The 13034-nt window shown below is 32.8% G+C and carries 11 protein-coding genes; 3 read left to right on the forward strand and 8 right to left on the reverse strand.

What is annotated here, in order from left to right; translation table 11 throughout:
• Positions 1–13: 13 nt before the first annotated feature.
• Entirely contained in the window at positions 14–898 is an 885-nt protein-coding gene (locus H8K90_RS13565; RefSeq protein ID WP_186846536.1) for an ABC transporter ATP-binding protein, read from the reverse strand.
• A gap of 174 nt (positions 899–1072) precedes the next feature.
• Positions 1073–2005 carry a dihydrofolate reductase gene (locus tag H8K90_RS13570; RefSeq protein WP_186846537.1) on the reverse strand — a complete coding sequence of 311 codons (933 nt, stop codon included), beginning with the start codon at positions 2003–2005 and terminating at the stop codon, positions 1073–1075.
• Positions 2006–2291: 286 nt separating this feature from the next.
• On the opposite strand from H8K90_RS13570, the gene H8K90_RS13575 reads away from it, so the two are divergent.
• Positions 2292–2594 carry an isoamylase early set domain-containing protein gene (locus H8K90_RS13575; protein WP_186846538.1) on the forward strand — a complete coding sequence of 101 codons (303 nt, stop codon included), beginning with the start codon at positions 2292–2294 and terminating at the stop codon, positions 2592–2594.
• Positions 2595–2675: 81 nt separating this feature from the next.
• Here the strand turns inward: H8K90_RS13575 and H8K90_RS13580 are convergent, their stop codons facing one another.
• The 6 genes from H8K90_RS13580 to H8K90_RS13605 all read right to left on the reverse strand — a co-directional run bounded on the left by H8K90_RS13580 (position 2676) and on the right by H8K90_RS13605 (position 9286).
• The gene (locus tag H8K90_RS13580) at positions 2676–3500 is read right to left on the reverse strand and encodes a thymidylate synthase (RefSeq protein ID WP_186846539.1); all 825 of its coding nucleotides are present in this window, start codon (positions 3498–3500) and stop codon (positions 2676–2678) included.
• A gap of 178 nt (positions 3501–3678) precedes the next feature.
• Positions 3679–5478, reverse strand: coding sequence for a NupC/NupG family nucleoside CNT transporter (locus H8K90_RS13585; RefSeq protein ID WP_186846540.1), 1800 nt, complete (start codon positions 5476–5478; stop codon positions 3679–3681).
• Positions 5479–5493: 15 nt separating this feature from the next.
• Entirely contained in the window at positions 5494–6108 is a 615-nt protein-coding gene (locus H8K90_RS13590) for a bifunctional nuclease family protein (protein WP_186846541.1), read from the reverse strand.
• Between the two features lie 111 nt (positions 6109–6219).
• Positions 6220–7182, reverse strand: coding sequence for an electron transfer flavoprotein subunit alpha/FixB family protein (locus H8K90_RS13595; RefSeq protein ID WP_186846542.1), 963 nt, complete (start codon positions 7180–7182; stop codon positions 6220–6222).
• Between the two features lie 112 nt (positions 7183–7294).
• Positions 7295–8041, reverse strand: a complete 747-nt coding sequence (locus H8K90_RS13600) for an electron transfer flavoprotein subunit beta/FixA family protein (protein WP_186846543.1) — start codon at positions 8039–8041, stop codon at positions 7295–7297.
• A 120-nt stretch (positions 8042–8161) separates the two neighbouring features.
• Positions 8162–9286, reverse strand: coding sequence for a T9SS type A sorting domain-containing protein (locus H8K90_RS13605; protein WP_186846544.1), 1125 nt, complete (start codon positions 9284–9286; stop codon positions 8162–8164).
• Positions 9287–9405: 119 nt separating this feature from the next.
• Here H8K90_RS13605 and H8K90_RS13610 point away from each other — a divergent pair, with 119 nt between their 5' ends.
• Together H8K90_RS13610 and H8K90_RS13615 are read left to right on the forward strand one after the other, a co-directional pair.
• Positions 9406–10383 (forward strand): pyruvate dehydrogenase complex E1 component subunit beta, encoded by a 978-nt coding sequence (locus H8K90_RS13610; protein ID WP_186846545.1) that lies wholly within the window; start codon positions 9406–9408, stop codon positions 10381–10383.
• Positions 10384–10471: 88 nt separating this feature from the next.
• Complete coding sequence (locus tag H8K90_RS13615) at positions 10472–12982, forward strand: DUF5686 and carboxypeptidase-like regulatory domain-containing protein (protein ID WP_186846546.1); 2511 nt, start codon at positions 10472–10474, stop codon at positions 12980–12982.
• Positions 12983–13034 lie beyond the last annotated feature (52 nt).

Genomic DNA, 13034 nt, shown 5'->3' on the forward strand with positions numbered 1-13034 from the left:
TGGTTAGGGTTAATTATACAAGTACGTTAGACGTGTTGATTTTAGAAAAGAAGACATCCTCTAAATTAGGGGATACTTGTTCAAATCCGTTTTGTGGATGCTCTTCACTAAATACATGTATAAGTGGTTGTCCACCTACCATTTTATTTGAAATAATTTTATACTCGCTAGCATATTTCTCTAGTTCATCTCTGCTAACAATTCTTTGATATACTTTACCATTAAGCGCTTCGGTTGCATCTTTAGGAGACCCTTGATAAACAATTTCGCCAAAATTCATTATGGCCATTTTGGTGCACAATTCGTGCACATCTTCTACAATATGTGTAGAAAGAATAACAATGACATCTTTACCTACGTCTGCTAATAAATTATAAAAACGATTACGTTCACCAGGATCGAGTCCTGCGGTTGGCTCATCAACGATGATTAATTTTGGATTACCAATCAATGCTTGTGCTATGCCAACACGTTGTTTCATTCCGCCAGAAAAGCCTTTTACAGATTTATTTCTTTTATCGTAGAGATTAACTTTATTTAATAAATAATCAACGAGAAGTTTTCGTTCTTTAGCATTGGTAATTCCCTTAAGTATTGCTAAGTGCGTCAATAATTGTTCTGCTGTAATTCTAGGATAAACGCCAAATTCTTGAGGTAGATAACCTAGTACTTTTCTTAATTCTGCTGGTTGATTTAATATATCGATGTTATCTAAAGTTGCAGTTCCAGAATCGGCTTCTTGCAACGTTGCAAGCGTGCGCATTAATGACGATTTTCCGGCTCCATTTGGACCCAAAAGGCCGAACATACCATTTTCTAATTCTAGGTTTACATTGTCTAAGGCTTTAACACCATTTGCATAAGTTTTAGATAAATTGTGAATTTTTAGCGTACTCATATAAGTGATTTTTGATTGATTAGTTAGTAATATGACGACTTATTTTTAAAAGAGTTACAATTTAAAATTGATTTACTCTTTTACAAAATAGCCATTTATTTATAAAGACGCTAAAAAAGGGTAGAGGGTTGCCTTGAGATAAAATTAAAATATAAAAAATGATTTAAGATTTTTTTATTTTCTTAAATACGTTATGAAAGAAAAAGCATAAGCATGTTTCTCATCAGCATCGTGAGTTGTTCTGCTGACTTCCTGCCATTTACTATCATCAATTTCAGGGAAGAAGGTATCAGCATTTTTAAAGGAGGCATGTACTCGCGTAATTTCTAATTTATCTACAATAGGCATAGCTTGTTTATAGATTTCACCTCCACCAATAATAAAGGGCTGCTTATCATTTCTTGCTGCATCAAGTGCATCTTCGAGATTATTAACTATAATAACACCATCTGGAGCTTTATAATCTGACTGCCTTGTAATAACGATATGTGTTCTATTTGGTAACGGTTTAGGGAAACTCTCAAAAGTCTTGCGTCCCATTATTATATGGTGACCATTAGTTAAGGATTTAAAGCGTTTAAGATCGTTACTTAAATGCCAAATTAAATCATTGTCTTTGCCGATAGCATTATTTTCACCAGCAGCAACTATTATTGTTAGTTCATTGGACTTTTTTTTTTCTGATACCTCCCCTTGCTTTAAAGTCTCATTGTAAGCTTCGGTTTGCGCTATTTTGGTTTCTTCTTTTAAGAAGTTTTGCTTTAGTTTTTCTATTCTATGCTGTTGTTGGTTTACTAATTTATCCAATTGTTGTTTTTCCCAGTCTTTACCCATAAATTTATTAGTAACAAAAACATTGAAAAAATGGTATGCAAATAAAAATAACCAAGCAAGAATTGCATATACAAACCAATCTATACCAGCAATTGTAAAATCTTTGGCAATACCTAAAACCGTATTGGCCAAAATTAAGAATACAGCACCTATTAAAAAGATAACAAAATGAATATATAAACGCTTTTTTTGTCTAATACGTTTTTGAGCATTCTCTATAAGCTCAAGTTGATCTTTATCTATTGTTGTAACTTGTTTTTTCTTGCCGAACATGATCCTTGTTTAATAGTATAAAGATACTTTTTTTTTCATTTTATGGGTGTTGTAATTTTGAGAGTTTTAATATTATATAATTTCGAAAACGATTTAGTTGAAAATCAGTCAGTAAGGAGCCGTTAATAATGTTATTAATACTTTAAAATTAGTTGATGAATTTTATGTAGTTAACAAAAAGCAATCTCAATATTATGAAAATGATAATTCTTTAATTTTTAAGCTTTTAATCGAATTTTTATGCAGTTTTCTTTTATACTTTTGCTTGGTAATTAAATTTATTCTTATGGCAATTAAAAAGCAGTATTTAAAAAGTAAACCCGTTTGTAAGGTAACATTTTCTGTACCTGCAGAGGAGGCGAAAAGTGTAGCGGTTGTTGGAAACTTTAACGAGTGGAATGCTAAAAAAGCTACTAAATTAAAGAAATTAAAAAACGGTACTTTCAAAGGAACTGTTGATTTAGAAAAAGACAACTCTTATGAGTTTAGATACTTAGTTGATGGTACATCTTACATCAACGATGAGCAAGCAGATTCTTATGCTTGGAATGACTTTGCGGGTGCAGAGAATGGGATAATCAATTTATAAGATTATCTTATAAAATTAAGACATTAAAAAAAGCGTCTCGAATATTCGAGACGCTTTTGTTTTATAATAAATTGAATAAATCTATACGGCAACTACCCCTTTAATATGTGGGTGTGGATTATAATCTACTAAAGTAAAATCTTCAAATTTAAAATCGAAAATATCTTTAATTTCAGGGTTTAAAATCATTTTTGGAAGTGGTCTAGGCTCTCTAGAGAGTTGTAATTCTAATTGCTCCATGTGGTTGTTGTATATGTGGGCATCACCAAACGTGTGGATGAAATCTCCAGCTTCAAAACCGCAAACCTGAGCCATCATCATTGTAAATAAAGCATAAGATGCAATGTTAAATGGTACACCTAAAAAGATATCTGCACTACGTTGATATAACTGACAAGATAATTTGCCATCTGCTACATAAAACTGAAAGAAAGCATGGCATGGAGGTAAGGCGGCTTTTCCATTGGCTACATTTTCAGAAAATGATTTAGAAGTATCTGGTAATACTGAAGGATTCCAAGCAGAAACTAACATTCTTCTGCTATTAGGATTATTTTTTAGTGTAGCAATCACTTCTTTTATTTGGTCTATTTCTTCACTAGCCCAATTACGCCATTGGTGACCATAAACAGGACCAAGGTCTCCGTTTTCATCTGCCCATTCATTCCAAATACGGACTCCGTTTTCGGTTAAATATTTTGTGTTGGTATCGCCTTTTAAAAACCAAAGTAGTTCGTATATAATAGATTTAAGGTGCAATTTTTTAGTGGTTACCATTGGGAAACCTTCGCTTAAATCGAAACGCATTTGGTAACCAAAAACACTTTTTGTTCCTGTGCCTGTTCTATCTCCTTTTTCGTTCCCTTCTGCTAAAACGTGTTTTACTAAGTCGTGATATTGTTTCATCCCATCTTCCGTCTTCCCAGAGGGAAGAAACTTTCTTTTAATTAAAATAAATTGAATGAACGAATTTAATTAAAATGTAAGTTCGAAACTTAAATATTGAAGTCATAAATATGAAAAGTTATTAACTACACATTATGAGTTTTCTCCTCTGGGGAAATGTCCGCAGGACAAACGGGATTTACCCAATAATCATTCCTGCAATAGTCGCAGATATTAATGATGCAATTGTTCCACCTATTAAGGCTTTCATACCAAATTTTGAAAGTTGTTTACGCTGTCCAGGTGCTAAAGATCCAATACCACCAATTTGAATACCAATAGAAGCAAAGTTGGCAAAACCACAAAGCATGTACGTTGCCATAATAATTGACTTTTCGTAAGTAAGATGCGTTGCATTAGAAACATTTTTTAAATCTGCTAATTGTATGTAACCTATAAATTCACTCGCTGCCAATTTAATACCTAAAAGCTGTCCCATTAACATCATGTCTTCTTTGGCAACACCAATTAACCACATTAGTGGTGCAAATACAGTTCCTAAAACTGCTTCGAGTGAAAAATTCTTGTAAGGTGTATTATCTGCCATCCATCCATTTAGAGATGTGACATCTCCAACCCAACCCAAAATACCATTTATCATAGCTATAAATGCAACGAAAACTAAAAGCATAGCTCCAACATTTACAGCAAGTTTTAAGCCTTCTGTAGTTCCGTTTGCAATGGCATCGAGAATATTTGCACCAATTTTTTCTTGAGATACAGTAACGTCAGTATTTACTTTTTCGGTTTGTGGAAATAGTATTTTAGAAATAACAATCGCTCCAGGTGCAGCCATTACTGAAGCTGCTAATAAATGCTTAGCATAAAATAATCTTAAAGCAGGATCATCACCTCCCAAAAAACCTATATATGCTGCAAGTACTGCTCCTGCAACCGTTGCCATTCCACCAATCATTACTAGAAGAATTTCGGACTTATTCATTTTTTCTAAATACGCCTTTATTAATAAAGGAGCTTCTGTTTGCCCTAAGAAAATATTTCCTGCTACACTCAAGCTTTCTGCACCTGATATTTTTAAAGTCTTAGATAATAACCAAGCCATTGCTTTTACAACTTTCTGTATAATGCCAAGGTAAAAAAGAACAGATGTTAGGGCAGAAAAGAATAATATGGTTGGTAATACTTGAAATGCAAATATGAATCCATAAGAATTCACATACATAACTCCACTAAACAAGAATTCACTACCAGCTCTGGTGAAATCTAAAATATTAATAAATACTTGTCCAATACTTTCGAAAGCATTTTTGATAAACTCGACTCTTAAAACTCCTATTGCGATTAGTAATTGAAATGCTAATCCAATTCCAACTGTTTTCCAATTGATGGCTTTACGGTTACTGCTAAATAAAAAAGCGATAAAAATTAATGAAACCATACCTAAGACACCACGCCAAAGGCTAGTAAATGTAAAACCTTCACTTTCTATTATTGCTTCATTTGTAGCTGCTTGTGTTATATAATTGGGATGTTCTTTTGAAACATAAGTAAGAACGTTATCCCCATTTTTTAATTGTAAGATTGTAGCGTCTTGTTTTAAGACTTCGTAATAGATATCAACATTTGAAGGAGCTTTTTGTTTAAAAACTAAAAGATTGTTGTTTTGTAGCCAGACCCCTTTATTAAAAGCGCTATTAAGAACAGATTCATATTCACCATTTTTTTTTAGGTCTAAGAATTCTTTGCCCTTAACAAATTCATTTATTGCTAAAATACTGTCTGGATAACTCTCGTATGTTACATTTTTAGATAATTGCCAATTGTTGATTTTGAAATCTTCAATTTCTGATATTTGCGTTGGCGTTTCTTCTGCAACTTCAATATAAATTGAATCGTTTTTTGGTTTTTCTAACTCTTGTGCTGTTATTGATGAAAATCCAATAAAAATAGCAATAAGGGCTTTGAAAAAATAATTCATAAAGTAAAGTGTTGATTAACGTTTAGAAATTTCGTCTCTTATTTTTGCTGCTTTTTCGTAATCTTCGTTGTTAACGGCTTCTTCTAATAATGCATGAAGTTCTTCTAAAGGGACGTCTTTATAACCTTCTTGTTCTACTGTTGCAGCTTCAATTTCTTCTGCAACCATATCATCTACAAGAATACTATCTTGCTCTTCGTCTTCCTTTTTAGGATTTACTTTAAGATAGATTCCGGCTTTGTCTAAAATATTTTTGTAAGTAAAAATTGGCGCTTGAAAACGTAAGGCTAATGCAATAGCATCGCTAGTTCTAGCATCTATAATTTCTTCAATCTTATCACGTTCACAAATTAAACTCGAATAAAATACACCATCAACCAGTTTATGAATAATCACTTGCTTAACAACAATATCAAAGCGGTCAGCAAAATTTTTAAACAAATCGTGAGTAAGTGGGCGCGGTGGGCGAATTTCTTTTTCTAATGCAATAGCAATAGATTGCGCTTCAAAAGCACCAATAACAATTGGTAACTTTCTATCTCCATCAACTTCATTAAGAATTAAAGCGTAAGCACCATTCTGCGTTTGGCTGTATGAAATGCCCTTGATATTTAAACGTACTAAACTCATAAATTAAAAACACAAAGAACTGTTTAAATTAGGACTTTACCAAACTGCATCCATAGGATTTCAATTTGGTGCTAATTTAAACAGCCCTTTTGTAATTACAAGGTAATAAAATTATGCGTTTGCAGCTTTAAAAGCTTTTAATTTTTCGATTAACTGAGGTACAACCTCAAAAGCATCACCAACAACACCGTAGTCAGCAGCCTTAAAGAAAGGTGCTTCTGGGTCGGTATTGATAACAACTTTTACCTTAGAAGAGTTAATACCGGCTAAATGCTGAATTGCTCCAGAAATACCTATTGCTATATATAAATTAGACGCTACAGGTTTACCTGTTTGGCCAACATGTTCGCTATGTGGTCTCCAACCTAAATCAGATACTGGTTTAGAACAAGCTGTTGCTGCACCTAAAACTTCTGCAAGTTCTTCTACCATTCCCCAATTTTCTGGGCCTTTTAAACCTCTTCCTCCAGATACTACAATTTCTGCATCAGCTATGCTCACCTTGTCAGTCGCTTTATCTACTGACTCTACAGAAACACCAGAATCTGGTAATGACGGTGAAAAATCTTCAACCGAAGCACTTCCTCCAGTTTCAACTAAACCAAAAGAATTGTTAGATAAGCCAACAACTTTTACATCTGTTGTAATTTCTGTGTTTGCAAAGGCTTTATTAGTAAAAACAGTACGTTTTACTGTAAATGGCGATACATTGGTTGGTGCTTCAACCACATTAGAAACATAACCAGCATCTAATCCAACAGCTAGTATTGGTGCTAAATATTTACTATCTGCACTAGAGCTAACTACCACCACTTTTGCATCTTCTTGCTTTGCAGCTTGCTCAATGGCATAAGCATACGTTTTAGCATTAAATGTGTTTAATGCATCATTTTTAATAGAAAGTACTTTAGATGCACCATAGTTTCCTAAGCTTTCAGCATTATCTGCATTAATTGTAACCGCAGTAACTGATGTACCCATCTGGTCTGCAATAGCTTTTGCATAGGATACAACTTCTAAAGCTCCTTTTTTAAACTTTCCTTTTTCTGATTCTGTATATACTATAATAGACATAATTTCTTCTTTTTGTCATTCCTGCGAAGGCAGGAATCTATTTTATTATAAATTATTTTGTGGATTAGCTTGCGCTGAATCTGCGATTTCCTGCTTGTGCAGGAATGACAGACTAAATCACTTTAGCTTCGTTATGAAGTAAGTTTACTAATTCATCAATGTTATCTGCATCCACTAATTTTACGGCACCTTTAGGGGCTGGTTTTTCAAAACTAGAAGCTTTTGTTTCAGCACTTGAATCAATAGGATCTAAAACCGTTAAAGGTTTTTTACGAGCCATCATAATACCTCTCATATTTGGAATACGTAAATCACTTTCTTCAACTAAACCTTTTTGCCCACCTACTACAAGTGGTAAGGATGTACTAACGGTTTCTTTTCCACCATCAATTTCTCTTACAGCTTTTGCATTTGTGCCATCAATTTCAAGACCTATACAATTAGCAACAAAATTAGCGTCTATCATAGTCGCTAACATTCCAGGTACCATACCTCCGTTATAATCTATAGATTCTCTACCAGCAATTACCAAATCATAACCACCATCTTTAACTACTTTAGCCAATTGTTTAGCAACGGCAAAACCATCTGTAGCTTCAGTATTTACTCTAATTGCAGAATCTGCACCAATAGCCAAAGCTTTTCTTAAAGTAGGTTCTGTTTCAGGTCCACCAACATTAACTACATCCACACTTGCACCTTGTTTTTCTTTAAACCACATGGCTCTAGTTAGTCCAAATTCGTCATTAGGATTAATAACAAACTGCACACCATTAGTGTCAAATTTAGTGTCACCATCAGTGAAATTAATTTTTGATGTTGTATCTGGCACATGGCTAATACATACTAATATCTTCATATAAAAATGATTTATTTTAAACGTCTTTTTTACTGAGCACGAAGATAAATATAAAAATCTAAATTTTACTATGCATGCATAGTAAAATTTCTAAAAATTCAATAATTTTCGATTAAAGTGTCAATTTTTCAAAAATTTAAAGACTTTTTGTTGATTGTTTAAGTTTGAGAGTCTAATGAAGTACAATCCGCTTGACATATTTGAGAGATCTAGACTATTTTCTTTAAAAGTTGTGGATTTAATTATTTCTTGTCCCGAAGTATTAAATATTTCGATTTTAATGGTTTGATTGTTTTGATTTGAAAGTTGCAAATATGGGTTACCTTCAATTTGAAATGGTTTAGTTTTCTTGAAAACATCTTCCATTACAGAAAGATTAGTGGATGAAAACTCTAGGATATGATACCCGAAAAGTATATGTTCTCTATAGAATTGAAATGATTCTGTTTCTTCATCAAATTGAACATCAATATTTCCAAAATTAAAATCACCGCATGAAATTCCTAAAACTGAGAAAACTTGTGACTCAAAACCAATACAAGGTTGAGGATCTTCATATACTGCAGAAACACCAGGAGTAGTATTCCATAATTGTAACGTATCATCAGTATTGCCTATAAAATTTGGATTACCACCAGTTAAACCAATTAAAAATGAATTTCCACATGTTGTAGGTTCATAACTTTCCATATATAAAATTTCCTCTGTTGTATCATAGTTGAAACTTACTATAAAACTAAAAGCTTCAGGTACATCAAGCAATATACATGTATTGCTACATGGGTTGGTATCGGAAGTGGAGATGTATTTAGTTAGTCTATAGGTGTTACCATCTAAATTATCTATAATAGTTGGGTTAATATCGGTTTTAAAAGGAAAATTAGTAGTGTCTACTGCAGAGCCAGAGTACACAATAATATCTGCAGGTACACTTGCGAACATATCTTCAAGTAAATTGTTGGTGTCAAATGTTATATTATAATACTTCTGCAAAGTTTCAGAAGAATTAGGGAAAGTTTGATAAAAGTCGTAGATGGTATAATTACTAAATACCTCTGTAGCGTTATTATCTTGAAATGTTAACGAAATAGTGTTATCTCCGTTGTATGTTACAATGGGCACATTTATTGAATTTTCAATTTTAAAAACTTCATTCTGCAAAGGACATAGTATGGTTTCTTGAGATATAACGAATAAAGTATACGCTATAAAGATTATACTAAAAATATATTTTCTATAACTCATTAAATCTTATTTAAGGAATTCCTAAACAAGTTACATTTTTTTTTGTTTTTTCGCATTCGATTTAATGTCATTATATAATCAATAATTATTATTTTTGTTTTTCGAATAAAAATTAAAGAATGAAAACAATTCAATTTAGAGAAGCTATTTGCGAAGCTATGAGCGAGGAGATGCGCAGAGATGAAAGTATTTATCTTATGGGTGAAGAAGTAGCAGAATATAACGGAGCTTATAAAGCTTCAAAAGGTATGTTGGACGAGTTTGGCGCTAAGCGTGTAATAGATACTCCAATTGCTGAATTAGGTTTTGCAGGTATTGCAATAGGTTCTACAATGACAGGTAATAGACCAATTGTAGAGTATATGACCTTTAATTTCTCTTTAGTTGGAATTGACCAAATTATAAACAATGCAGCTAAGATTAGACAAATGTCTGGTGGACAATTTAAGTGTCCCATTGTATTTAGAGGTCCAACAGGTTCTGCAGGTCAATTAGGAGCTACACATTCACAAGCTTTTGAGAATTGGTTTGCTAACACACCTGGATTAAAGGTGGTTGTACCATCTAATCCATATGATGCAAAAGGACTTTTAAAATCTGCTATTAGAGATGATGATCCAGTAATTTTTATGGAGAGTGAGCAAATGTATGGTGATAAAGGAGAAGTGCCAGAAGGAGAATATGTTGTGCCAATTGGTGTTGCAGATGTAAAGCGTAAAGGAACAGATGTTACTATAGTATCTTTTGGAAAGATTATAAAAGAAGCCTATAAAGCAGCAGACGAATTAGAAAAAGAAGGTATTTCTTGTGAAATTATAGATTTACGTACAGTTCGTCCTATGGATAGAAATACTATTTTAGAGTCGGTTAAAAAAACGAATCGTTTAGTAGTTTTAGAAGAAGCGTGGCCATTTGGTAGTGTAGCGACTGAAATTACTTATTTAGTACAATCTGAAGCATTTGATTATTTAGATGCACCAATTGTAAAAATAAATACAGCAGATACTCCAGCACCTTATTCACCTGTATTACTTGCAGAATGGCTACCAAATAGTGATTCTGTTGTAAAGGCAGTGAAAAAAGTAATGTACAAATAAATAAATTGCAGTTTTCTGCGTTTTTAAACTTCATTAATAAGTCTTAAGCTATTTTTAGCATGGTTATTGATGAAGTTTATTTTTTAATATGAAGATAAGATTATTCATAGCTTTTTTATGCCTCAATGTTATTTCTGCTTTTACGCAGACTAAGGTTAGTGGCTATGTGTACGATGAAAACAATGAAGCAATTCCTTTTGCTAATGTTTTATTTAAAGGGTCTACAGAAGGTACTATTACTAATGAAGATGGTAAATTCTATTTAGAATCTGATGAAAATTGGGATACACTAGTGGTTTCTTTTTTGGGTTTCGAAATTCAAGAATTGAAACTTACCAAACGAGTTAATTACGATTTAAAGTTTATACTCAAAGAAGAGGCATCCTCATTAGATGAAGTTTTAATAGTTACAGGTAAACAATCTAAGAAGGCTTCTGAGAATCCGGCCATTAGAATCTTAAAAAAGATTTGGGAACGCAAACGAAAAAATGGTTTAAAGCAGTTTAAGCAATACGAATACGACCAGTACGAAAAAGTTGAGTTCGATCTTAATACCATTGACAGTGCTTTAATAAAAAGTAAGCTTTTTAAAGGTATGGAGTTTGTTTTTGAAGAAGTTGATACGTCTAGTGTTACTGGAAAAACCTATCTACCAATATTCTTAAACGAATCTGTAAAAAAGATATCTGGAGACAATATTCTCAATAAAGAACGCGAAGATTTAAAAGGAAATAAAAACTCTGGGTTCAGCAACAATCAGGTAATTATTGATTTTATAGATGATTTATACTCCGAATACAATGTGTATGATAATTATCTTAAGTTTTTCGATAAAAGCTTTGTGAGTCCACTTAGTAGAACAGGAGTGCAGACATATAACTACGTGTTGTCCGATAGTGCTTTTATAGACAATAAATGGTGTTACAATATTATATACTATCCGAGACGTAAAAACGAGCTGACTTTTAAAGGGGATTTTTGGGTAAATGATTCTACGTATGCTATAAAGGAGATTAATCTTCAGGCTTCTAAAAGTGCTAATATAAATTGGGTGAAAGAGATTTATATAGAGCAAGAATTTGAAGTGTTAAACGATTCTGTTTTCTTAATTAAACGCGATTACTTTTTATCTGATTTTGCTTTAAATAAGAAAGAAAAATCTAGAGGTGTATACGGCAAGCGAACCACACTTTTTGATAATTATAAATTCAATCAGCCAAAGGATAAAGAATATTATGACAAAGTGGTTTATAACTACGATGAGGATGTTTATAATAGAGAAGACGACTTTTGGCAAAACAATAGATTAGAGGCTTTAAATAAAGACGAAAAAGGGGTTTATAAAATGTTAGACACCTTAAAAACGGTTAAAAAGTTTAAGCGTCTGTATAATTTAGGTAGCATTTTAGCATCCGGTTACATTGAGTTTCCAAGTATCAATTTTGATTATGGTCCAATATTTTCAACCTTTGGATATAATGAAGTTGAAGGCTTAAGATTACGAACAGGTGGTAGAACCTATTTTGGACCTAATGATTTATGGAGGCTTGAAGGATTTTTAGCCTATGGATTTAAAGACGATAAGTTTAAATATGGAATTTCAGGTAAATGGTTACTAGATAAAAGGAGTAGGTTTACTTTATTTGGAGGTAATAGGCGCGATGTTGAGCAAATTGGAGCAAGTTTAACAAGTTCTACCGATGTCTTAGGTCGTAGCTTAGCATCTTCTTCTGTAATAGGAACTGGTGCAAATGATAAGTTAACAAATATCACGTTAACTAATTTTGGAATGTCAATTGAGCCAGCAAGAAATTTTGAAGTAAGACTAGACGGTAGTTTCCGAACATTGAGCTCTGCTTCACCAACATTTAGTTTAGATTATAATGATTCTGAATCATCCACAGGTATTTCATCTGAAGTAAAACAATTTGAAAGTCGATTGTCTTTGGCTTATTATCCAAAGCGTCAAATGACAGGGTTTGGTGTAGAGCGTAAAAATAAGAACGATAATTTTGCAAGACTATTCGCCCAAGTAAGTCGTGGTGATCGCAATTGGTTTGATAGTGATTTTGATTATACTAAAGTACAATTTTCGTATATACAACCATGGCAAGTTGGCGGCTTTGGTCGTTTAACTACTTCAATTGAGGCTGGTAAAACTTTTGGGGAAGTACCATTAGCTTTATTAAGTGTTGTACCAGGAAACCAAACTTATTTTTCAATTTACAATACTTTTTCTCAACTCGATTTCTACGAGTTTGTTACAGATACTTATACTTCTATGCATATTGAGCATAATTTTAATGGACGTTTGTTTTCTCGAATTCCATTTTTAAAGAAATATAACCTTAGAGCTATAGCAAGTGTAAGAGGTGTTTGGGGTGAGTTATCAGATGAAAATATTGCACTAAGCACAACAGGCAATTTAGCCGAGATTCCTCTTGTAGCACCAGATTCTCGTATCTACTACGAATACAGTATTGGTGTTGCTAACATTTTTAAGATACTGCGTATAGATTTTAACTTTAGAGGTAATTACCTAGATAATCCAGATGCTCGTAAATTTGGGGTAACAGGCAGTTTTGGTTTCTACTTTTAGAATCACAGTTATATTACAAAATCAATTAGATGTCTGATTTGAATTCGCTTTA

It is taken from the genome of Winogradskyella echinorum (assembly GCF_014297365.1).
Classification (GTDB): domain Bacteria; phylum Bacteroidota; class Bacteroidia; order Flavobacteriales; family Flavobacteriaceae; genus Winogradskyella; species Winogradskyella echinorum.

What these genes read in the sequence shown, in the direction of transcription:
- H8K90_RS13600 (WP_186846543.1), bottom strand. Translation starts at nt 8,041, where the DNA reads ATGAAGATATTAGTATGTATTAGCCATGTGCCAGATACAACATCAAAA.
- H8K90_RS13570 (WP_186846537.1), bottom strand. Translation starts at nt 2,005, where the DNA reads ATGTTCGGCAAGAAAAAACAAGTTACAACAATAGATAAAGATCAACTT.
- H8K90_RS13605 (WP_186846544.1), bottom strand. Translation starts at nt 9,286, where the DNA reads ATGAGTTATAGAAAATATATTTTTAGTATAATCTTTATAGCGTATACT.
- H8K90_RS13590 (WP_186846541.1), bottom strand. Translation starts at nt 6,108, where the DNA reads ATGAGTTTAGTACGTTTAAATATCAAGGGCATTTCATACAGCCAAACG.
- H8K90_RS13575 (WP_186846538.1), top strand. Translation starts at nt 2,292, where the DNA reads ATGGCAATTAAAAAGCAGTATTTAAAAAGTAAACCCGTTTGTAAGGTA.
- H8K90_RS13580 (WP_186846539.1), bottom strand. Translation starts at nt 3,500, where the DNA reads ATGAAACAATATCACGACTTAGTAAAACACGTTTTAGCAGAAGGGAAC.
- H8K90_RS13595 (WP_186846542.1), bottom strand. Translation starts at nt 7,182, where the DNA reads ATGTCTATTATAGTATATACAGAATCAGAAAAAGGAAAGTTTAAAAAA.
- H8K90_RS13610 (WP_186846545.1), top strand. Translation starts at nt 9,406, where the DNA reads ATGAAAACAATTCAATTTAGAGAAGCTATTTGCGAAGCTATGAGCGAG.
- H8K90_RS13585 (WP_186846540.1), bottom strand. Translation starts at nt 5,478, where the DNA reads ATGAATTATTTTTTCAAAGCCCTTATTGCTATTTTTATTGGATTTTCA.
- H8K90_RS13615 (WP_186846546.1), top strand. Translation starts at nt 10,472, where the DNA reads ATGAAGATAAGATTATTCATAGCTTTTTTATGCCTCAATGTTATTTCT.
- H8K90_RS13565 (WP_186846536.1), bottom strand. Translation starts at nt 898, where the DNA reads ATGAGTACGCTAAAAATTCACAATTTATCTAAAACTTATGCAAATGGT.